This window comes from Streptomyces sp. NPDC058663 (assembly GCF_042716745.1).
Lineage (GTDB): Bacteria > Actinomycetota > Actinomycetes > Streptomycetales > Streptomycetaceae > Streptomyces.
Genome location: NZ_JBHXRV010000028.1, coordinates 41,573 through 61,513 on the forward strand (window position 1 = coordinate 41,573; position 19,941 = coordinate 61,513).

At 72.3% G+C, this 19,941-nt stretch carries 19 protein-coding genes; 12 read left to right on the forward strand and 7 right to left on the reverse strand.

Annotated elements, in window-relative coordinates; genetic code table 11:
• Positions 1 to 65 precede the first annotated feature (65 nt).
• A complete protein-coding gene (locus ACFWVV_RS21205; protein WP_384353580.1) occupies positions 66 to 1,238 on the forward strand; it encodes a methyltransferase in 1,173 nt (390 codons plus the stop codon).
• A gap of 65 nt (positions 1,239 to 1,303) precedes the next feature.
• Here ACFWVV_RS21205 and ACFWVV_RS21210 read toward each other — a convergent pair whose 3' ends face one another.
• The 5 genes from ACFWVV_RS21210 to ACFWVV_RS21230 form a co-directional block, all read right to left on the reverse strand.
• Positions 1,304 to 1,717: a tetratricopeptide repeat protein gene (locus ACFWVV_RS21210; RefSeq protein WP_384353578.1), complete on the reverse strand. Its 414-nt coding sequence runs from the start codon at positions 1,715 to 1,717 to the stop codon at positions 1,304 to 1,306.
• 92 nt (positions 1,718 to 1,809) lie between these two features.
• On the reverse strand, positions 1,810 to 2,466 hold the full coding sequence (locus tag ACFWVV_RS21215; RefSeq protein ID WP_384353575.1) for a GNAT family N-acetyltransferase: 657 nt from the start codon (positions 2,464 to 2,466) through the stop codon (positions 1,810 to 1,812).
• Positions 2,467 to 2,523: 57 nt separating this feature from the next.
• Positions 2,524 to 4,659, reverse strand: a complete 2,136-nt coding sequence (locus ACFWVV_RS21220; RefSeq protein ID WP_384353572.1) for an MMPL family transporter — start codon at positions 4,657 to 4,659, stop codon at positions 2,524 to 2,526.
• Positions 4,660 to 4,762: 103 nt separating this feature from the next.
• Positions 4,763 to 5,275 carry a MarR family winged helix-turn-helix transcriptional regulator gene (locus ACFWVV_RS21225; RefSeq protein WP_384353569.1) on the reverse strand — a complete coding sequence of 171 codons (513 nt, stop codon included), beginning with the start codon at positions 5,273 to 5,275 and terminating at the stop codon, positions 4,763 to 4,765.
• 95 nt (positions 5,276 to 5,370) lie between these two features.
• Entirely contained in the window at positions 5,371 to 5,577 is a 207-nt protein-coding gene (locus ACFWVV_RS21230) for a cold shock domain-containing protein (RefSeq protein WP_384353566.1), read from the reverse strand.
• 249 nt (positions 5,578 to 5,826) lie between these two features.
• Here ACFWVV_RS21230 and ACFWVV_RS21235 point away from each other — a divergent pair, with 249 nt between their 5' ends.
• The 3 genes from ACFWVV_RS21235 to ACFWVV_RS21245 are packed head-to-tail and all read left to right on the forward strand — an operon-like array spanning position 5,827 to position 8,128.
• Positions 5,827 to 6,498, forward strand: coding sequence for an ABC transporter permease (locus ACFWVV_RS21235; protein ID WP_384353678.1), 672 nt, complete (start codon positions 5,827 to 5,829; stop codon positions 6,496 to 6,498).
• Positions 6,495 to 7,169, forward strand: a complete 675-nt coding sequence (locus ACFWVV_RS21240; RefSeq protein ID WP_384353563.1) for an ABC transporter permease — start codon at positions 6,495 to 6,497, stop codon at positions 7,167 to 7,169. The genes ACFWVV_RS21235 and ACFWVV_RS21240 overlap by 4 nt, the downstream gene beginning before the upstream one ends.
• On the forward strand, positions 7,166 to 8,128 hold the full coding sequence (locus ACFWVV_RS21245; protein ID WP_384353676.1) for an ABC transporter substrate-binding protein: 963 nt from the start codon (positions 7,166 to 7,168) through the stop codon (positions 8,126 to 8,128). Before ACFWVV_RS21240 ends, ACFWVV_RS21245 begins: the two co-directional genes overlap by 4 nt.
• On the opposite strand, the gene ACFWVV_RS21250 is transcribed toward ACFWVV_RS21245, so the two are convergent.
• Both ACFWVV_RS21250 and ACFWVV_RS21255 read right to left on the reverse strand, forming a co-directional pair.
• Positions 8,101 to 9,015, reverse strand: a complete 915-nt coding sequence (locus ACFWVV_RS21250) for an ion transporter (RefSeq protein ID WP_384353560.1) — start codon at positions 9,013 to 9,015, stop codon at positions 8,101 to 8,103. The genes ACFWVV_RS21245 and ACFWVV_RS21250 overlap by 28 nt on opposite strands.
• Positions 9,016 to 9,275: 260 nt before the next feature.
• Positions 9,276 to 10,439, reverse strand: coding sequence for an ABC transporter ATP-binding protein (locus ACFWVV_RS21255; RefSeq protein WP_384353557.1), 1,164 nt, complete (start codon positions 10,437 to 10,439; stop codon positions 9,276 to 9,278).
• 116 nt (positions 10,440 to 10,555) lie between these two features.
• Here ACFWVV_RS21255 and ACFWVV_RS21260 point away from each other — a divergent pair, with 116 nt between their 5' ends.
• From ACFWVV_RS21260 to ACFWVV_RS21295, 8 genes are all read left to right on the forward strand, one after another.
• A complete protein-coding gene (locus ACFWVV_RS21260) occupies positions 10,556 to 11,854 on the forward strand; it encodes an alpha/beta fold hydrolase (protein ID WP_384353554.1) in 1,299 nt (432 codons plus the stop codon).
• 156 nt (positions 11,855 to 12,010) lie between these two features.
• Positions 12,011 to 12,757: a PIG-L deacetylase family protein gene (locus tag ACFWVV_RS21265; protein WP_384353551.1), complete on the forward strand. Its 747-nt coding sequence runs from the start codon at positions 12,011 to 12,013 to the stop codon at positions 12,755 to 12,757.
• Positions 12,758 to 12,967: 210 nt separating this feature from the next.
• The gene (locus tag ACFWVV_RS21270) at positions 12,968 to 13,966 is read left to right on the forward strand and encodes an NADPH:quinone oxidoreductase family protein (protein WP_384353548.1); all 999 of its coding nucleotides are present in this window, start codon (positions 12,968 to 12,970) and stop codon (positions 13,964 to 13,966) included.
• On the forward strand, positions 13,963 to 15,144 hold the full coding sequence (locus ACFWVV_RS21275) for an acyl-CoA dehydrogenase family protein (RefSeq protein ID WP_384353545.1): 1,182 nt from the start codon (positions 13,963 to 13,965) through the stop codon (positions 15,142 to 15,144). The genes ACFWVV_RS21270 and ACFWVV_RS21275 overlap by 4 nt, the downstream gene beginning before the upstream one ends.
• On the forward strand, positions 15,141 to 16,232 hold the full coding sequence (locus ACFWVV_RS21280; RefSeq protein ID WP_384353542.1) for an acyl-CoA dehydrogenase family protein: 1,092 nt from the start codon (positions 15,141 to 15,143) through the stop codon (positions 16,230 to 16,232). Before ACFWVV_RS21275 ends, ACFWVV_RS21280 begins: the two co-directional genes overlap by 4 nt.
• Positions 16,233 to 16,367: 135 nt before the next feature.
• Positions 16,368 to 17,981, forward strand: coding sequence for an ABC transporter substrate-binding protein (locus ACFWVV_RS21285; RefSeq protein WP_384353539.1), 1,614 nt, complete (start codon positions 16,368 to 16,370; stop codon positions 17,979 to 17,981).
• 41 nt (positions 17,982 to 18,022) lie between these two features.
• Positions 18,023 to 18,988 (forward strand): ABC transporter permease, encoded by a 966-nt coding sequence (locus ACFWVV_RS21290; RefSeq protein ID WP_384353674.1) that lies wholly within the window; start codon positions 18,023 to 18,025, stop codon positions 18,986 to 18,988.
• The gene (locus tag ACFWVV_RS21295) at positions 18,981 to 19,874 is read left to right on the forward strand and encodes an ABC transporter permease (RefSeq protein WP_384353536.1); all 894 of its coding nucleotides are present in this window, start codon (positions 18,981 to 18,983) and stop codon (positions 19,872 to 19,874) included. Before ACFWVV_RS21290 ends, ACFWVV_RS21295 begins: the two co-directional genes overlap by 8 nt.
• Positions 19,875 to 19,941: the final 67 nt, after the last annotated feature.

Below are 19,941 nucleotides of genomic sequence, written 5' to 3' on the forward strand. Positions count from 1 at the left end.
CGCCGCGGCGCCGCACCGGGGCAGCGGCCGCCGGGCTTGGCGCGCCGGGTTAGCCTGAACCCACAATGAACCGTTTGACGACGTCATGGGGCGTGTCCGAGCTCGCCCGCTACCCCGAGGACCCCCGCGACACGCTGCGCGCGTGGGACGCCGCCGACGAATACCTGCTGCGACACCTCTCCGGCGACGACGACCGTCCCGCGACGGATCTCTCCGGCAGCGTCGTCGTCCTCGGTGACCGGTGGGGCGCCCTCGTCACCGCGCTGGCCGCGCACCACCCCGTACAGATCACCGACTCCTACCTCGGCCGCGAAGCGACCCGCGCCAACCTCGCACGCAACGGCACCGACCCGGGCGCCCTGACTCTGCTGTCCACGCAGGAGCCCCCGCCCGAGCGGATCGACGTCCTGCTCGTCCGGGTGCCCAAGAGCCTGGCGCTGCTGGAGGACCAGCTGCACCGGCTGGCCCCCGCCCTGCATCAGGGCACCGTCGTCGTCGGCACCGGCATGGTCAAGGAGATCCACACCTCCACGCTGCGCCTGTTCGAGCGGATCATCGGCCCCACCCGCACCTCCCTCGCGGAGAAGAAGGCCCGGCTGATCTTTTCCACGCCCACCGCCTCGCCCGACCGCAACGGCGACCCGTGGCCGCTGACGTACACCCTGGACGGTGACGCCGGGGCGGCCGCGGGCCTGACCGCCGTCAACCACGCCGGCATCTTCTGCGCGGAGCGCCTCGACATCGGGACCCGGTTCTTCCTCCAGCACCTGCCCGGGCGCCTGCCCAAGGGCGAGGAGCCGCCCCGGATCCTCGACCTGGGCTGCGGCAACGGAATCGTCGGCACGGCCGCCGCGCTCGCCCACCCGGGCGCCGAGGTGCTCTTCGCCGACGAGTCGTACCAGGCGGTGGCCTCGGCGGAGGCGACGTACCGGGCGAACGTCCCCGAGGACCAGGGCAAGGCGCACTTCGCGGTCGGCGACGGAACGTCCTCGGTCCCCGACGAGTCGGTGGACCTCGTACTGAACAATCCGCCCTTCCACTCGCATCAGGCGACCACCGACGCCACGGCCCGCCGGATGTTCGCGGGCGCGCGCGACGCGCTGCGCCAGGGCGGGGAACTCCTCGTCGTCGGCAACCGTCACCTCGGCTACCACGTGCGGCTGCGCAGGCTCTTCGGCAACTGCGAAGTGATCGCGAGCGACCCGAAGTTCGTGGTCCTGCGCGCCGTGAAGCGCTGACGGGCACCTGCCGGCCTGTCAGCGCTTCACGTCCGCCTGCCCTGCGGGGTGAGCGAGTTCCGGCGTCAGCTCTCCGGTGCGCTCGTGGGCCGCGTGCTCTCCCGCGGAGTGCTCTCCAGCGACGCGAAGTCACCGGACAGCGCGGCCGCCGTCCGCAGATACGGGGCCGCCTCGGCGTGCCGCCCCTGGCGCTCCAGGGTGCGGCCCAGCATCAGCTGCGCGTAGTGCTCGACGGGCCAGTTCTCCAGGACCGTCCGCAGTTCCTTCTCCGCCTTGGTGAGCTGGGCGGAGTGGTAGTACGAGCGGGCCAGCAGCAGCCGCGGGGAGGCGAGCTCCGGGGCCTCCTCGACCAGCGGGCCGAGAACGCGCGCCGCCTTGTCGTACTCCTTCGCCTCGAAGAACAGCTGCGCACGGTCCCAGCGCTCGGCGGCGCTGCCCTGCCGGTAGTACGCGTCGTTGAGGTTGACCTGGACGTCCACTGTGCGCTCCTGCCTCGTCGTGCGGCCCCGGTTCCGGTCGCGGAGCCGAGGCGTTCACCCCCTCCAACACCCCACCCTGGTTGAACATTCCACTACGCCAGGTGCGCCCGCTGCGCGCGGAGTCCGCCGCGGACCTGATGCTGCTGGGCGGCGAGGCGCGCCGGCGCGGCACCGGTCCGGCCCAGGTCGTGGCGCATGAGGATGCGGGGGTGTCCGGCCAGTACGGAGGTGGTGTCGGCGGCGTGGACGAAGCCGGCGCGCTCGAAGTTCTTGCGCAGTCCGGCGTACGCCATCGTCAGGTCGACCCGCGCTCCGCCGTTGTCCAGCGGGTAGGCCTCCAGGGCCGGTGCGCCCCTCTCACGCGCGAACTCGACGGCGCCCGCGATCAGTGCGTGCGAGATGCCCCGCTTGCGGTGCCCGGGGCGGACCCGGATGCACCACAGCGACCAGACCGGCAGGTCGTCCACGTGCGGAATGCTGCGGCTGCGTGCGAAGGAGGTGCCGGCGCGCGGTGCCACCGCCGCCCAGCCGACCGGCTCGCCGTCGTCGTGGGCGAGCACACCGGGCGGCGGCTGCTCGGCGCAGAGCGCGGCCATGTACTCGCCCCTGGCCGGCCCGCGCAGCGTGTTGTTGAGCGCGGCGGGGAGCCGGTAGCTGAGGCACCAGCAGACATTGGCCCCGGGGGACTTCGGGCCGATCACGGCACGGACGTCCTCGAAGACCGACGCCGGACGCACTTCGATCGTCATGGCCCCACAGTGACATGCCGCCCGGGCAGCCGTCCCACGGAGCCCGGGCCGCAGGTGTCACCCCGTCTTCCGCCCGGCGGCCGGTTCGCGGCTCAGCGCACCGGGCCACCACGCCTTCCGTCCGATGTCGCGCACCAGCGCGGGCACCAGCAGCGAGCGCACGAGAAGCGTGTCGAGCAGCACGCCGAAGGCCACGATGAACGCGATCTGCACGAGGAAGGCGAGGGGGATCACCACGAGCGCAGCGAACGTCGCCGCGAGGACGACGCCCGCCGAGGTGATCACGCCGCCGGTCGCGGTGAGCCCCCGCAGGATGCCCTCGCGGGTGCCGTGCGTCAGGGACTCCTCCCGCACCCGGGACATCAGGAAGATGTTGTAGTCCACACCGAGCGCCACGAGGAACACGAACCCGTACAGGGGCACCGAGGAGTCGGTGGCGCTCATGCCCAGGACGTACTTGAAGACCAGTGCCGAAACGCCCAGCGTGGCGACGAAGTTGAGCGCGACGGTGGCCACCAGCAGCACCGGCATGAGCAGCGAACGCAGCAGCAGTGCCAGGATCACCAGGATGATCGCGAGGACCACCGGCACGATCACCGCCCGGTCGTCGGCGGCCGTCTGCTGGGTGTCGTACTGCTGTGCCGTGTACCCGCCGACCAGGGCCTGCGCGCCGGGGACCGCGCGCACCTCGTCCCGCAGCCGGGCCACCGTGTCCTTCGCCGCGTCGCTGTCGGCCGCGTCCGCGAGCGTCGCGTTGATGCGCACCCGGCCGTCGGCCACCAGCGGGGGACCGCCACCGGGGCGGCCGGACGCGGTCACCGCCGCCGCCTCCGCCACGCCCTTCGTCTTCTCGGCGGCGGCCGTCACCTCGGCGACCCGGCCCGCATCGGCGATGATCACCGCGGGATTGCCGGAGCCGCCGGGGAAGTGCTCGCCCAGGGTGCGCTGTGCGGCGACGGACGGGGCGTCGTTGACGAAGATCTCGTCGAGCGGCACGCCCCGCGAGGAGAGCATCGGGGCGAACGCGGCACAGGCCAGCAGGCCGGCGAGGGCGCAAGCCCACACCCGGCGCGGCGACCGGTCCACCAGTGCGGCGACCCGCTGCCACAGGCGGTGCCCACCGGAACCGGCGTCGGCGCCGTCGGAGCCGGGCGCCGCCTTCGGCCGGGCGGGCCAGTAGGCGGCCCGGCCGAGCAGCGCCAGGACCGCGGGCAGGAAGGTCAGGGCGCTCAGCACCGCGCAGACGATGCCGATCGCCCCGACGGGGCCCAGCGCACGGTTGTTGGTGAGGTCGCTGAGCAGCAGCGCCAGCAGCCCGAGCGCGACGGTCGCCGCGCTCGCGGTCACCGGCCCCGCCGACTGCCGCAGCGCCGCCCGGACCGCCGGGTAACGATCGCGGCCGCCCGCCAGCTCCTCCCGGAACCGGGCGGTCAGCAGCAGCGCGTAGTCGGTCGCCGCGCCGATGGTCAGGATCGACAGGATGCCCTGCACCTGGCCGTCCACCCGCACCACGTCGTGCTCGGCGAGCACGTACACCACCGCACTGGCCAGGCCGAGGGCGAAGACCGCGCCGATGATGATGACCAGCGGCAGCAGCACGCTGCGGTACACCAGCAGCAGGATCACCAGGACGGCGAGCAGCGCGACCCCGAGCAGCAGGCCGTCGATTCCGGCGAACGCCCCCTTCAGATCGGCCTGACTGGCCGCCGGGCCCGCCACCTGGGCCCTCGCGCCCGGAACCTGGCCGACGGCCTGCCTGATCCGGTCCAGGGTGGGCACCAGCCGGTCCCCCAGGTCGGGGCGCAGCTGCACCACGCCCTGCAGCGCCCGGCCGTCCTTCGAGGCGAAGGCCGGAGAGGCGGGTGGAACGACGCCCTCGGTGCCGTTCAGCGCGGCGAGGGCGCGGGTGGCGGCGGCCCGCTGTTCCTCCCCGAGTGCGCCGCCGGCCCGTCCCGCGTCCCCGTCCGCCGTCCAGACGACGACGGCTGGCAGGCTCTCGTCCTGCCGGAACGCCTTCTGGGCCTCGATCACCCGGGTGGATTCCGCGCTCTGCGGGAGGAAGGCCGCCTGGTCGTTGGTGGAGACCTCACCCAGCTTTCCCGCGTACGGCCCCAAACTCCCGCCGACCCCGAGCCAGGCGATCAGCAGAACGAGGGGGACAAGCCAGCGGGCGGAACGTGCGGCGGTGGACATCGCGCTCCCAGGGTCATCAGAGTATCTCAACGAAAAACAATCTCAATGATTGAAATAGTCTACGGGATCGGGGAGGCGCGGTGCGGGAGGCGGGGGAGCCGGCTCAGTGACGTGGTGCGCGCAACTCGCCCAGCTCACTGTTGAGCTCCGTCAGGAACCGGAGCACCAGGGCGAGTTCGTCGGTGTCGAAGCGCGCGCGTGCGCGTTCGGTCGCTTCGGCGAGCGGCAGGAAGTGGCTGCGGGCGGCGGACCGGGCGCCGACCTCGTAGTACAGGTGCACGACCCTGCGGTCACTGCTCTCCCGGGCGCGTCGGATGTGCCCGGCACGCTCCAGCCGGTCCAGGCACGCGGTCACCGCCCCGGAGGTCAGACCGAGGTGTTCACGGAGCCTGCCCGGGGTCAGCGGGGTCTCGGAGTCCAGGATCGCGGCCAGCGCCTGGACGTCGGTCGGATGCAGGTCCTGGCCGGTCGCGAACCCGTGGGCCAGCCGGTTGATCTCGCCGTTCATCCGCCGCAGCTGGACCGCGAACGCCTGGAGGTCGACGGCGCCTTCGGCAGGGGCGTCCTGCGCGGGGCGCGCCCGCCGCGGGGCATTTCGTTCATCTGTACCAGCCACGGGCCCAGCCTATAGATCCCGGCCGGGCCCGAGGTCCACGGCCGGACCCTGGCCGCGCCCCGGTTTCCCGCCGGGAAACCGGCCGGGGCCGGGTGTCAAGGCCGTACCTCCTTCGCCTCGAAGCCGGCGGCTCCCAGAACCAGCGCGAAGGAGACCTGCTGTTCGGCGGAGAGGCTCTTGCACTCACCCTCGAGGTCCTCGCGCAGGACCCGCACCGGATCCTGCCAGCCGAGCGGGACGATCCGGCCCTGGCCGGACGCCCGGTCCCACCAATCCACGAAACCCGTGCAGCGGTTCTCCATTCCGGTTTCCTTCCCTCCGGACTCCGGCGGGACGCGGCGGCCCCGCACACTCCGCGGCCGTACCGCGCGCCTGCCACGTCCTTCGAGAGTCGCGCGCGACGCACGCGCGCACCACACCGGTGTGCCGAACGGACCAAAGGGGGTCGTCAACGCCAAAAGGAGCGCCGCCCCACCCGCGGGCCGCGTCCTGGGCACCCGTACGGTCCACCAGGACGCGCGGCCGGGTGCCTCCCGGTGCTGACTGGACGAGTGACCGCGCCCCCGGACGACTGCCTCGCGCGCAACGAGTGGATCTGCGGCGACTATCTCTCCAGCCGTCGCGAGATCCTCGTGGACGCGGTGCTCCAGCATCTCCAGCTCACGGCGGTCTCCGTGCTGCTCGGGCTGCTCATCGCCGTCCCGCTGGCCCTCGCAGCCCGCCGGTGGCGCTGGGCGTCCGCGCCGGTGCTCGGGCTGACGACCGTGCTGTACACCATTCCCTCGCTCGCGATGTTCTCGCTGCTGCTGCCGGTGTACGGGCTCTCCGCGTCGCTCGTCGTCGCCGGTCTCGTCCTGTACTCGCTGACCCTCCTCGTACGGAACCTCCTCGCGGGGCTGCGGGCGGTGCCCGAGGAGACCCGGCGGGCCGCCCGCGGCATGGGCTACGGGCCCGTCCGGCTGCTGCTCGGCGTCGAACTGCCGCTCGCCCTGCCCGCCGCCATGGCCGGCCTCCGCATCGCCACCGTCTCGGCGGTCTCCCTCGTCACCGTCGGCGCGATCGTCGGCCACGGCGGCCTCGGCAACCTCATCTACACCGGGATGAACACCTACTTCAAGGCCCAGGTCCTCACCGCCTCCGTGCTGTGCGTGGTCATCGCCGTCGCCGCCGATCTGCTCCTGCTCGGAGTACAGCGCCTGCTCACCCCCTGGACACGCGTATGAACACCCTCACCGCGGCCTGGGACTGGCTCGCCGACGCCGCGCACTGGAACGGCGACGGCGGCATCTTCAGCCGCCTCGGCGAACACCTCTTCCTCACCGTCGTCTGCCTGCTGCTGAGCTGCCTGATCGCGCTGCCCGTCGCCCTCGTGCTCGGGCACCTCGGCAGGGGCGGGGCCCTTGCCGTGAACATCTCCAACATCGGGCGGGCCGTTCCCACCTTCGCCGTGCTGGTCCTGCTGCTGCTCACTCCGCTGGGGACCCAGGGGGAGTGGCCGACGATCATCGCGCTGGTGCTGTTCGCCGTACCGCCCCTGCTGACCAACGCCTACGTCGGGATGCGCGGCGTCGACCAGGACATCGTCCGGGCCGCCAAAGGAATGGGCATGACGGGACAACAGGTAATGTTTCACGTGGAACTGCCGCTCGCCCTGCCGATGATCGTGACCGGAGTGCGCATCGCCGCCGTGCAACTCGTGGCGACGGCGACGCTGGCCGCGCTGGCGGGCGGCGGCGGACTGGGGCGCATCATCACCGCGGGCTTCAACCTCGCCAGCACGCCACAGGTGGTCGCGGGGGCCGTCCTGGTCGCCGTGTTCGCCCTCCTCGTGGAAGGAGCCTTCGAGGTGGCCCAGAGATGTGCGCCTCAGTGGGCGAGGGGGCGGGCCGGATGAAGCGCCGCCCCTACCGGGCAGGGACCGGCCGCCGGGCGGCGGCCGGCCTGCTGCTCCTGGCCGTCACCGCCTGCACCACAGGCCCCTCCCTCGAAAACCGGGGCGAGGTCACCGCCGAGCCGGGTGACAGTCACGATCTGACCGTCGGCTCGGCCGGATTCACCGAGAGCGACGTCCTCGCCCAGATGTACGCACTGCTGCTCCAGAAGGCCGGGTACCGCACCTCTCTGCTGTCCGTCACCAACCGGGAGCTGTACGAGCCCGCGCTGGAGAGCGGCCAGATCGATGTCGTCCCGGAGTACGCGGCCACCTTCGCCGACTGGCTGAACGCCAAGAAGAACGGTGCCGACGCCACCCCCGTCGGCTCGCCCGACCTAGGCGCCACCATGCGGGCGCTGCGGAAACTGGCCGTGCCACGCGGGCTCACCGTCCTGGACCCCGGCCGGGCCGTCGACCAGAACGCCTTCGCGGTGGCGGCCCCGTACGCCCGGCGCCACCGCCTCAAGACCCTCACCGACCTGGGCAGGTCCGGGCTGCCGGTACGGCTGGCGGCGGGCGACGAGTGCGTGCAGCGCCCCTACTGCGAACCCGGGCTGAAGAAGACGTACGGGATCGACATCACCGCCGTGGACCCGAAGGGTGTGGGCACCACGCCCGCCAAACAGGCCGTGCAGAGCGGCCAGGACCAGATGGTGCTCACGACGACCACCGACGCCACCCTGGATGCCTTCGGGCTGGTACTGCTGGCGGACGACAAGCACCTGCAGAACGCCGACCACATCGTCCCGGTGGTGAACAGGGCGCGGGCGGGTTCGCCCCGGGTCGTCAAGGCGCTGGGCAAGCTCAACACCGTACTGACGACCGAGGACCTGGCCTCCCTGAACCAGCAGGTGGACAGCTGGCGGCGGCTGCCGCAGGACGTGGCGCGGGCCTACCTGGAGTCCAAGCGGCTGCTCTGAAGGAGCCGTTCCGCGTCGTCCAGGGCCAGCCGGGCGGCCAGAATGCGGTCGCGCACCTCCAGGGCGTCCAGAGGCTCGGTCCCCTGGACGGGCTGCTCCGTCCTCTTCGCTCTCGCGGTCTTCTCCGCCTGCTCGGCGGGGTCGGTGTCCCGGGCCTGTTCCAGGGAGTTGATGACCACGCCGATCAGCAGGTTCACCAGGAGGAACGAGCTGAGGAGCACGTACGAGCCGTAATAGGCGAGCGACCAGGGCGAGATGAGCAGACCGGCGTGCACCGCGTCGCCCAGGCCGTCGAGCGACATCAGGATGAACAGGGTGACCACCGCCCGTCCCAGCGACCCGTAGTGCTGGGGGTCGGCGGCGGCGAAGCACAACCAGCCCACCATCGCGTACACGTAGAGCAGCAGCGTGCCGACCATCAGGAAACTCACGGTGCCGGGCAGGCACTTGCCCAGAGCGGTGACGATGACCCGTAGCTGGGGCAGGAAGCGGGCGGTGCGCAGCACCCGGAAGAGCCTCAGCAGCCGCAGCAGGGTGGTGTTGTCCCCGGTGACCGGCAGGAGGGCGAGCAGGACCACGGCGGCGTCGAACACGTTCCACGGGCTGCGGAAGAATTCCCGGGGGCGGTCGGCGTGGGCGGCCAGCCGCAGCAGGCTCTCGCAGGTGAACAGCGTGAGGAAGCAGTTCTCCAGGGCGGCCAGCGGCTCCTGCCAGCGCGTCGCGAGGCCCGGGTACGTCTCGACGCCGAGCAGGACGGCGTTGCCGAGGATGGCGGCCAGCACGGCGACGGAGAACCAGCGTGCCTCGACCCGCGCACCGGCCCAGGCCGCCAGGGCCTTGCGCCGGTCCCCGCGCACGGCGGGAGCGACGCGAATACTGCGATGCATGTGATTCATGAGGTCGAATCCACCCGGCGTGAGGCGTGAAACAGCGAACAGGGACCGTGCGACAGAGTCGGTGCGACAGGGAGTGTGCAGACGCATGCTGTCCCCAGCTCTGTCCGTGGGCCCCTCGACTCACACCCGGCACGGAGGTTCTCACCATCGGGACGGACAAGCCGCACGCCAGTGCGGATGCGGCACCCGGCTGGGTGCCTTGCGGTCACTCGGCTGGGAGCCGTGCGGTCACCCGGCTGCGTGCTTTGCGGTCAGGCGTCCGCGACCGAGTCGAACTCCACCGCGTCGCGCGGGACGCCCTGGACGTCCGCGTCGACCGACCGCCGCAGTGCCTCGTGCAGCTTTCCCGGTGTCAGCACTCCGGCCAGGCGCGCCCCGTCGAGGACCGCCACCCATCCGGCGTCCCATTGGAGCATCTCGCTGAACGCCTGCTTCAGCGGCGAGCCGACCGGCACCCAGGCGTCCATCCGCCGGGCCAGATCGGCCACGCTGCCGCCCGGGCCCGCCAGGGCCAGGTCCTCCGCGGACACCCAGCCGTGCAGCTCGCCCCGCTCGTTCAGCACGACCGCCCAGCGGGCGCCCTCCGCGCGCAGCCGGGCCGCGGCCGGGGCCACCGGCTCGTCGAGGCGCACGTGCGGCGGCTCCTCCAGGTCGTCCGCCTCGATGGTGGTGACCGACAGCCGCTTCAGACCCCGGTCGGCGCCCACGAACTGCGCCACGTACCCCGTGGCCGGGGCACCGAGAACGGCCGCGGGGGTGTCGAACTGCTCGATGCGGCCCTGCCCGTACACCGCCATCCGGTCGCCCATGCGGACCGCCTCCTCGATGTCGTGGGTGACCAGCAGCACCGTCTTGCGGACGGTGGCCTGAAGGCTCAGGAACTCGTCCTGGAGCCGCTCGCGGACCACCGGGTCGACGGCGCCGAAGGGTTCGTCCATCAGGAGCACCGGCGGGTCGGCGGCCAGCGCGCGGGCGACGCCCACGCGTTGGCGCTGGCCGCCGGAGAGCTGCTCGGGGTAGCGGGACCCGTACACCGAGGGGTCGAGACCGACCAGGTCCAGCAGCTCGGCGGCACGCGCGCGTGCCCTGCCCTTCTTCCAGCCGGTCAGGAAGGGGACCGTGGCCGTGTTGTCGAGGACCGTGCGGTGCGGGAAGAGCCCCACCTGCTGGATGACGTACCCGATGCGCCGGCGCAGCTTCACCGGGTCGATGCCGGAGATGTCCTCGCCGTTCATCAGGATCCGGCCCGAGGTCGGCTCGATCAGCCGGTTCACCATCATCATCGTGGTGGTCTTGCCGCAGCCGGACGGCCCCACCAGGGTGACCAGCTCGCCCTCCGCGACCTCGAAGGACAGGCCGTCGACGGCGGTGGTGCCGTCCGGGTACACCTTGCTGACCTGCTCGAACCGGATCATGCACTCACGCTAGGAGCGGTGCGGGCTCCGTGCACACGGGCCGCGACTGTCCGGGTGGGCGAAGGGTGTGCTGAACTGGGCCGGAACGCACGCAACAGCAGTGAGCAGGAGCAAGAGTGACCAGTTACCGCCAGCCCGGCACCGTTGTCACCGACCACCGCTTCACCGTCCCCCTCGACCATGCGAACCCCTCCGGCGAGCAGATCGAGGTGTACGCCCGCGAGGTGGTGGCCGCGGACCGGGCGGAGTGCGACCTGCCGTGGCTGGTCTACCTGGAGGGCGGGCCCGGCTTCGGCGCCCGCCGCACCGTGGGACGCCAGGCCTGGCTGGGCAGGGCGCTCCGGGAATTCCGGGTCCTGCTCCTGGACCAGCGCGGCACCGGACTCTCCAGCCCGGCCAACCGGCAGACCCTCCCGCTGCGCGGCGGTCCCCGTGAACAGGCCGACTACCTGGCCCACTTCCGAGCCGACTCCATCGTCCGCGACTGCGAGAGCATCCGCCCGCAGCTGACCGGCGGCGCCCCCTGGACCGTACTCGGTCAGAGCTTCGGCGGATTCTGCGCCACCCACTACCTCTCCACCGCGCCCGAGGGACTGCGCACCGTTCTGATCACCGGCGGGCTGCCCTCGCTGCACGCGGATGCCGCCGAGGTCTACCGGGCCGCCTACCCCCGGGTGGAGCGCAAGGTGAGCGCGCACTACGCCCGCTACCCGCAGGACATCGAGCGGGCCCGGGACATCGCCGCCCACCTCGCCGCACACAAGACCGTCACCCCCAGCGGCTACCTCCTGACCCCCGAGGCCTTCCAGTCGCTCGGCATCGTCCTGGGCAGCGGCGAAGGCAGTCACACCCTGCACCACCTCCTGGAGAACGCCTTCGTCCGCACCCCGCAGGGGCCCGATCTCTCGGACGCCTTCCTGGAGGCGGCCCAGTCCGCGCTCTCCTTCGCGGGCCACCCCCTGTACGCGCTGCTGCACGAGTCGCTCTACGGGCAGGGGCCCGAGCCCACCGCGTGGGGTGCCGAACGGGTGCGCGCCGAGTTCCCCCGTTTCGACGCCCGGACCGCGCCGGCCGGGAGCGGCCCGCTGCTGTTCACCGGGGAGACCATCCACCCCTGGCACTTCGAGTGCGACCCCGCCCTGCGCCCGCTGCGCGAGACCGCCGAGCTCCTCGCCGCCCGCACCGACTGGCCGCGGCTCTACGACCCCGCCCGCCTCGCCGCCAACGAGGTCCCGGTCGCCGCCGCCGTCTACCACGACGACATGTACGTCGACACCGCCCACTCCCTGGAGACCGCCCGGTCCATCAGGGGGCTGCGGACCTGGGTCACCGACGAGTACGAGCACGACGGGCTGCGGGCGAGCGGGCCGCGCGTACTGGACCGGCTGCTGGCCCTGGCCCGCGGCGAGGTCTGACACGGCCCGCGGCGAGGTCCCACGCGGCCCGCGGCGATGTCCGGCACGGCCAGTGGCGACGTCTGACGCGGCGGGAAGGCACGAGCAGGAGCGGAGGAGTGAACTCCGCTCCTGCTCAGGGGGGTTGCTGTCGGAGCCGGCGCCTATCCTGCCCGTATGACCACACAAGAGCCTTTCTCCCCGCTGCAGCCCATGCCCGACGACTGGCAGCGCGCCCTGGCCGTCGTCGCCCATCCCGACGACCTGGAGTACGGCTGCGCGGCCGCCGTCGCCGCCTGGACGGACGCGGGCCGCGAGGTGACGTACGTCCTGGCCAGCCGCGGCGAAGCGGGCATCGACACCCTGGAGCCGGCCAAGTGCGGCCCGCTGCGCGAGCAGGAGCAGCGGGCGAGCGCCGCCGTCGTCGGGGTCTCCACGGTGGAGTTCCTCGACCACCGCGACGGGGTGATCGAGTACGGCCCCGCGCTACGCAGGGACATCGCGGCGGCCATCCGCAGGTACCGCCCCGAGCTCGTCATCACCCTCAACCACCGTGACACCTGGGGCAGCCAGGTGTGGAACACCCCCGACCACCTCGCCGTCGGCCGCGCCACACTGGACGCAGCAGGTGACGCGGGCAACCGCTGGATCTTCCCCGAGCTGTCGGAGGAGGGCCTGGCCCCCTGGGACGGGGTGCGCTGGGTTGCCGTCGCGGGCACCGTCTCGCCCACCCACGCCGTCGACGCCAGGCCCGGCCTGGAGCGCTCGGTGCGGTCTCTGCTCGAACACCGCACGTACATCGAGGCGTTGACCGACGAGGACCCCGAGCACTACTGCCGCAGCTTCCTGACCGCGAACGTCACCGCCGCCGGCGAGCGTTTCGGCGGGATCCCCGCCGTCCCCTTCGAGGTCTTCAGCCGCTGACGCGGCCCCGTCCCGGACGCCGCTTGGCCTGTACGCCCTCGCCTCCCGCATGCCGGCTCGTCCCTGCACCCGGCCGTGTCGCCCCGCCCGGGCGTACCCGGCCGGGTACGCCGTGCCCCGCCTCCTGCCCACAGCCCTTCCCGAGCGGACAAGCGACCGCTTAGTATGCGAGCGCACGGTACTGCCGACGACAGCGCGTGGAGGCCCTTGATGCAGGCATGGCGAGTGCACGAGAACGGCGAGCCCGGCGAGGTGATGCGCCTCGACGAGGTGGACCGGCCGACTCCGGGTGACGGGCAGGTGCTGCTCAGGGTGCGTGCCGCGAACATCAACTTCCCCGACGCGCTGCTCTGCCGGGGCGAGTACCAGGTCCGCCCGCCGCTGCCCTTCACCCCCGGCGTGGAGATCTGCGGCGAGACCGAGGACGGGCGCCGCGTCATCGCCAACCCGGCACTCCCGTACGGCGGCTTCGCCGAGTACGTCGTCGCCGATGCCGCCGCGGTGCTGCCCGCCCCCGACTCCCTCGACGACGCGGAAGCGGCCGCACTGCACATCGGCTACCAGACGGGCTGGTTCGGCCTGCACCGCCGCGCACACCTGCGGGCGGGGGAGACCCTCCTGGTGCACGCGGCGGCGGGCGGTGTCGGCAGCGCCGCAGTCCAGCTCGGCAAGGCAGCCGGGGCCACGGTCATCGGAGTCGTCGGCGGTCCCGAGAAGGCCGAGGCGGCCCGGCGGCTGGGCTGCGACCTCGTCATCGACCGGCGCAGCGAGAACGTCATCGGCGCGGTCAAGGAAGCCACCGGCGGCCGCGGCGCCGACGTCGTCTACGACCCGGTCGGCGGCGAGGCGTACACCCAATCCACGAAGTGCATCGCCTTCGAGGGCCGCATCGTCGTCGTCGGCTTCGCGAGCGGCAGCATTCCGGCCCCTGCCCTCAACCACGCGCTGGTGAAGAACTACGCCATCCTCGGCCTGCACTGGGGCCTCTACAACACCAAGGACCCGGCCGCGATCGCCGAGTGCCACGCCGAGCTGACCCGGCTCGCCGCCGAGGGCGCCATCAAGCCGCTGATCAGCGAACGCGTCCCCTTCAAGGAGGCCGCCGACGCCGTACAGCGGGTCGCCGACGGCCGCAGCACCGGCCGTATCGCCGTCCTGCCCGGGACGACGGCCGGCACCGCATCCGCCACCGAGGGGGCCGCCCGATGATCACCGCCGCCGGACTCCGTACCCGTACGGAAGAACTGCTCGCCGCCCACCCGCCGGCCACCACCGGCCGCACCGACTTCCTCAAGGCACGCTTCGACGCCGGGCTCGCCTGGGTGCACTACCCCGTCGGCCTCGGCGGACTGGACGCGCCGCGCGACCTCCAGGCCGTGGTCGACGCCGCACTCGCGGCGGCCGGCGCACCGGACAACGACCCCCGCCGCATCGGCATCGGCCTCGGCATGGCCGCTCCGACGATCCTCAAGTACGGCACCGACGAGCAGAAGCAGCGGCTGCTGCGCCCGCTGTGGGTCGGCGAGGAAGTGTGGTGCCAGCTCTTCAGCGAGCCCGGTGCGGGCTCCGACCTCGCCGCCCTCGGCACCCGCGCGGTCCGTGAAGGCGACGGCTGGGTGGTCAACGGGCAGAAGGTGTGGACCTCCAGCGCCCACCTCGCCCGGTGGGCGATCCTCGTCACCCGCACCGACCCCGACCAGCCCAAGCACCGCGGCATGACGTACTTCGTGTGCGACATGAGCGACCCGGGCGTCGAGGTGCGGCCGCTGCGGCAGATCACCGGCGAGGCCGAGTTCAACGAGGTCTTCCTCAGTGACGTCCGCATCCCCGACTCCATGCGGCTCGGGGCGGTGGGGGAGGGCTGGAAGGTCGCCCAGACCACCCTCATGAACGAGCGCGTCTCCATCGGCGGTTCCCGCATCCCCCGCGAGGGCGGCATGATCGGGCCCGTCGCCCGCACCTGGCGCGAGCGCCCCGAGCTGCGCACCCACGCGCTGCACCAGCGCCTCCTCCAGCTGTGGGTGGAGGCCGAGGTCGCCCGCCTCGCCGGCGAACGCCTGCGCCAGCAGCTGGTGGCCGGCCAGCCCGGACCCGAGGGCTCCGGCATGAAGCTCGCGTTCGCCCGCCTCAACCAGGAGATCAGCGGCCTGGAGGTCGAACTCCTCGCCGAGGACGGCCTGTTGTACGACGACTGGACGATGCGCCGCCCGGAACTCGTCGACTTCACCGGGCGGGACGCCGGATACCGCTATCTCCGCTCCAAGGGCAACTCGATCGAGGGCGGCACCAGCGAGGTGCTGCTGAACATCGTCGCCGAGCGCGTCCTCGGCCTGCCCTCCGAGCCCCGCACCGACAAGGACGTCGCCTGGAAGGACCTGGCCCGATGACCGATCTGCTGTACTCCGAGGCCGAGGAAGACCTCCGGGCTGCCGTGCGCGCCCTGCTCTCCGACCGCAACGACCCGGCAGCGGTGGCCGTACGCGCCGAGGAGGGCACCGCGTACGACGCCGGACTGTGGAAGGCACTCGCCGCCGACATGGGAGTCGCCGGGCTGCTCGTACCGGAGGAACTCGGCGGGCAGGGCGCCTCGCACCGGGAAGCCGCCGTCGTCCTGGAGGAGCTGGGGCGGGCGGTGGTCCCCGCGCCCTACCTCACCAGTTCCGTCGTGGCCACCGAGGTGCTGCTGGCCTGTGACACCGGAAAGCCGGAAGTGGCGCAGCTGCTGGGCTCGCTCGCTTCCGGGCGGCGCACCGCGGCGCTGGTGGCCGGGCTGTCCGCGGGGCCCGACGACTTCCGGCCGCTGCCGGGGCTCGACGGGATGCTGTCCACGGTTGCCGACGCCGCCACCGCCGACGTGCTGCTGGTCCCCACCTTCCGGGGGCTGTACGCCGTCGAACGCTCCGGGGACGGGGTGCACGTCACCCCGCAGATCCCGCTCGACCTCACCCGGCCGCTCGCCGCCGTCCGTCTCGACGGGGCTGCGGGCACCCTGCTCGCCGACGCCGAGCGGACACGGGCGGCCGTGCGGCAGGGTCTGCTCGCCGGAGCCGGACTGCTCGCCTCCGAGCAGCTCGGCCTCGCCGAATGGTGCCTGGAGGAAACGGTGCGCCACACCAAGGAGCGCCATCAGTTCAACCGTCCGATCGGCTCGTTCCAGGCGCTCAAGCACCGCATGGCCCAGCTGTGGCTCGAAGTCGTCTCGGCGCGCGCCGCTGCCCGCAACGCCGCGGACGCACTGGCCACCGGCAGCGACGAGGCGCCGCTCGGCGTCGCGATCGCCCAGGCCTACTGCGCCGGGGTCGCGGTGCACGCTGCCGAGGAATGCGTACAGCTCCACGGCGGCATCGGCATGACCTGGGAGCACCCCGCCCACCTCTACCTCAAGCGCGCGAAGGCGGACGCGATCGCGTTCGGGAGCGCCGGCGCACACCAGGAGGCGATCGGCCGACTGGTTGCCCTCCCCGCCCCGCAATGACCGTGTGACCTGCGATGGTTCCCCGCGCGCTGCTCCGCCCCCGGCAGGGGTGGGGCAGCGCGCACCCTTTTACATACTGTTTAATTGCGACTTGCTTGCAACAACGGTTGATCTTTAAGAGGGGTGTGGGGAGCCATGACGGCCCGATCCATACGCACGGCGACACGTAACGCGACCGCCGCGGCCCTGGCCGGGGCCCTGGCCCTCGGCGCCGCGGCCTGCTCCAAGCCCGGCGGCGCGGACTCCGGCTCCGGCTCCGGCGGCAAGGACTCGGCCGTTGTCGGCATCGCGTACGAACCGGAAACCCTCAGCCCGCTCCTCGGCTACGGCAAGGACGGCAACTCCAAGATCTTCGACGGGCTGCTCGCCCTCGACGCGGACCTGAAACTCAAGCCCGCCCTCGCGGCCGAGCTTCCCGCGGTCAGCGCCGACGGCCTCACGTACACCTACAAGCTCCGCCAGGGCGTGAAGTTCAGCGACGGGCAGCCCTTCGGTGCCAAGGACGTCGTCTTCACCTACGAGACGATCCTCGACAAGAAGACCAACAACGCCTCCAAGACGGAACTCGACGCCGTCAAGAGCGTCAGGGCCGACGGCGACAGCAAGGTCGTCTTCACCCTCAAGTACCCGTACGCGCCGTTCGCCGAGCGCACCGTCCTGCCGATCGCCCCCGAGCACGTCGCGGGCAAGCAGGACGTCAACACCGGAGCCTTCACCACCCAGCCCGTCGGCACGGGCCCCTACATCCTCACCAAGTGGTCCAAGGGCGAGAAGCTCAGCTTCAAGGCGAACCCGGACTACTGGGGCGGCGCCCCCGCCGTCAAGAAGTTCACGATGGCCATCGTCAAGGACGACGACGTACGCGCCACCCGGCTGCGCTCCGGAGACCTCGACGGCGCGATCCTGCCGCCCAACCTCGCCGGCTCCTTCAAGGCGGACGGCAAGAAGAAGACCTACGCGGCCAAGTCCTTCGACTACCGCACCGTCACCCTGCCCACCCATAACAAGGTGGCGGGCGACACCGCCGTGCGCCGCGCCCTGGACGTCGCCGTCGACCGCCGGGCCATGGTCGACAAGATCCTCGAAGGCGCGGGCAAGCCCGCCTACGGCCCCGTACCGACCGACAGCCCGTGGTTCGCCAAGGGCACCGAGCGCACCCACGACCTGGCGAAGGCGAAGCAGATCCTCGACGACGCCGGCTGGAAGCCGGGCGCCGACGGCATCCGCACCAAGGACGGGGTGCGCGCCGAGTTCCCCCTGTGGTACCTCTCCGGCGACAAGCTCCGCCAGGACCACGCCCTCGCCTACGCCTCGGACGCCAAGAAGGCCGGCATCGACATCAAGACCCAGGCGGGCACCTGGGAGGTCATCGAACCGCGCATGAAGTCCGACGCGGTCCTCGCCGGCGGCGGCGCACCCGCCGACCCCGACTTCGACCAGTACCTCCTGCTGAAGTCCTCCCTCGCGGGCGACGGCTTCAACAACATGGCCTGGTACGACAACAAGGCCGTCGACACCGCCCTCGAAGCGGGCCGCAGGAGCGGCAAGGACAGCGAGCGCAAGGCCGCGTACACGACCGTTCAGCAGGAGCTGGTGAAGAACCCCGGCTACACCTTCCTCACCCACATCGACCACCTCTACGTGGTCAGCGACAAGTGGGAAGGCCTGTCCACCCAGACCGAGCCGCACGACCACGGACTGGCCTCGGGCCCCTGGTGGAACGTCGAGGACTGGACGCCCAAGAAGTGACCACCGAAGCGACCGGGCGGCACAGACTGCCCTGGGGGCCGATGGCCCGGATGGCGGGACGGCGGCTGCTGTTCGCCGTGCCCGTCCTCCTCGTGGTCACCTTCGGCGTCTTCGCCGTCGCCGCCGCCTCGCCCTTCGACCCCGTCAAGGCCTACGCGGGTACCGCGGGGCTCTCCTCCTCGCAGGCCCACCTCGATCAGCTGCGGGCCAACCTCGGCGTCGACGACCCCCTGCTCGCCCGCTGGTGGCACTGGCTCACCTCCGCACTGAGCGGCGACTTCGGCGACTCCAGCGTGATGCGCCAGCCCGTCGCCGACGTCATCGCCGAACGCCTCGGCTGGTCGACCCTGCTGGCCGCCACCGCCTTCCTGATCGCGATCCTGCTCGGCACCCTGCTCGGCGTCCTGGCCGCGCGCCGCCCCGGCGGCTGGCTCGACCGGGTCACGAGCTCCGCCGCGTACACCCTGGAAGCCGCCCCCGCCTTCTGGCTCGGACTGCTCGCCATGTGGTTCTTCGCCCTGAAACTGGGCGTGCTGCCCGCCGGCGGGCTCACCGACACCGACAGCGACGTGGTCACCTTCGGGCAGGTCGCCTCGCACCTGGTCCTGCCCGCCGCCGTCCTGGGCGTGACCCAACTGCCGTGGTTCTTCCTGTACGTGCGCCAGGGCGTCGCCGACGCCCTGGAGGAGGACCCGGTGCGCGGGGCACGCGCGCGGGGCACCAGCGAGCGCACCGTGCTCTTCGGGCACGCCCTGCGCTCCGGCATGCTGCCGATGCTGACCCTCGTCGGCTCGCGCGTCCCCGAACTCATCACCGGCGCCCTGCTCATCGAGACCGTCTTCTCCTGGCCCGGCATCGCCGCCGCCACCGTGCAGGCGGCCACCGCCGTCGACTTCCCACTGCTCGCCGCGCTGACCGTGCTCGCCACGGCCGCCGTCCTGGCGGGCAATCTGCTCTCCGACCTCCTGTACGGACTCGCCGACCCGAGGGTGGGTTTCGATGGCTGACCTCACCACCGCCGACCGCCCCGGCACCCGTGCCTGGCGCACCCACGGCCGCACCCGCCGGTCCACCCGGACGGTCCGCGTGCGCACCTCCGCCGTGATCGTCACGGCCGTGGCGCTGGCCGTACTCCTCGTACCACCGCTGGCCAACCTCGACGAGCAGGCCGTCGACCTGGCGCTCAAGCTCCAGCCGCCGTCCCTCGCACACCCCTTCGGCACCGACGACGTCGGCCGCGACCTGCTGCTGCGCTGCGTCTACGGACTGCGCGTCTCGCTGCTCGTCGGCCTGGTCGCAGCTCTCGTCGCGACCGTCATCGGCACGGCGGTGGGCGCGGCGGCCGCCGCCTTCGGCGGCTGGACCGACCGGGTGGTGATGCGCCTGGTCGACACCTTCTCCTCGGTGCCGCACCTGCTCCTCGGCATCTTCATCGTCGCCATGTTCCGCCCCGGGGTGTGGCCGGTGATCGTCTCCGTCGCCCTGACCCACTGGCTGTCCACAGCGCGCATCGTGCGCTCCGAGGTGCTCTCGCTGCGGTCGCGCCCGTACGTCGACGCAGCTGTCTCAGGCGGCGCCTCCCGGTGGCGGGTCGCGGTCCGGCACCTGCTGCCCGGGGTGATGCCGCAGGCGGCACTGGCCGCGGTCCTGATGGTGCCGCACGCCATGTGGCACGAGTCCGCGCTGTCGTTCCTCGGCCTCGGACTGCCCAGCCACCAGGCGAGCCTCGGCAACCTCATCCAGTCCGCCCGCAGCTCGCTGCTGGCCGGTGACTGGTGGCCCACCCTCTTCCCCGGCCTCTTCCTGATCATTCCCACGCTCGCCATCGCGGGCCTCGCCGGAGCGTGGCGGGAGCGCATCAACCCGCGCCGCCGATCGGAGCTGATGCTGTGAGCCTCCAGAAGACCGAGACGCCGGCCGTCGCGCCGGCCGGCCTCGCCCCGCTGCTCTCCGTGCGCGA

Excerpts from the sequence above, each read along its gene's own strand:
- ACFWVV_RS21270 (WP_384353548.1), top strand. The coding sequence starts at position 12,968 with ATGCAGGCATGGCGAGTGCACGAGAACGGCGAGCCCGGCGAGGTGATG.
- ACFWVV_RS21285 (WP_384353539.1), top strand. The coding sequence starts at position 16,368 with ATGACGGCCCGATCCATACGCACGGCGACACGTAACGCGACCGCCGCG.
- ACFWVV_RS21275 (WP_384353545.1), top strand. The coding sequence starts at position 13,963 with ATGATCACCGCCGCCGGACTCCGTACCCGTACGGAAGAACTGCTCGCC.
- ACFWVV_RS21215 (WP_384353575.1), bottom strand. The coding sequence starts at position 2,466 with ATGACGATCGAAGTGCGTCCGGCGTCGGTCTTCGAGGACGTCCGTGCC.
- ACFWVV_RS21245 (WP_384353676.1), top strand. The coding sequence starts at position 7,166 with ATGAAGCGCCGCCCCTACCGGGCAGGGACCGGCCGCCGGGCGGCGGCC.
- ACFWVV_RS21280 (WP_384353542.1), top strand. The coding sequence starts at position 15,141 with ATGACCGATCTGCTGTACTCCGAGGCCGAGGAAGACCTCCGGGCTGCC.
- ACFWVV_RS21290 (WP_384353674.1), top strand. The coding sequence starts at position 18,023 with ATGGCCCGGATGGCGGGACGGCGGCTGCTGTTCGCCGTGCCCGTCCTC.
- ACFWVV_RS21265 (WP_384353551.1), top strand. The coding sequence starts at position 12,011 with ATGACCACACAAGAGCCTTTCTCCCCGCTGCAGCCCATGCCCGACGAC.
- ACFWVV_RS21250 (WP_384353560.1), bottom strand. The coding sequence starts at position 9,015 with ATGCATCGCAGTATTCGCGTCGCTCCCGCCGTGCGCGGGGACCGGCGC.
- ACFWVV_RS21240 (WP_384353563.1), top strand. The coding sequence starts at position 6,495 with ATGAACACCCTCACCGCGGCCTGGGACTGGCTCGCCGACGCCGCGCAC.
- ACFWVV_RS21255 (WP_384353557.1), bottom strand. The coding sequence starts at position 10,439 with ATGATCCGGTTCGAGCAGGTCAGCAAGGTGTACCCGGACGGCACCACC.
- ACFWVV_RS21205 (WP_384353580.1), top strand. The coding sequence starts at position 66 with ATGAACCGTTTGACGACGTCATGGGGCGTGTCCGAGCTCGCCCGCTAC.
- ACFWVV_RS21295 (WP_384353536.1), top strand. The coding sequence starts at position 18,981 with ATGGCTGACCTCACCACCGCCGACCGCCCCGGCACCCGTGCCTGGCGC.
- ACFWVV_RS21230 (WP_384353566.1), bottom strand. The coding sequence starts at position 5,577 with ATGGAGAACCGCTGCACGGGTTTCGTGGATTGGTGGGACCGGGCGTCC.
- ACFWVV_RS21220 (WP_384353572.1), bottom strand. The coding sequence starts at position 4,659 with ATGTCCACCGCCGCACGTTCCGCCCGCTGGCTTGTCCCCCTCGTTCTG.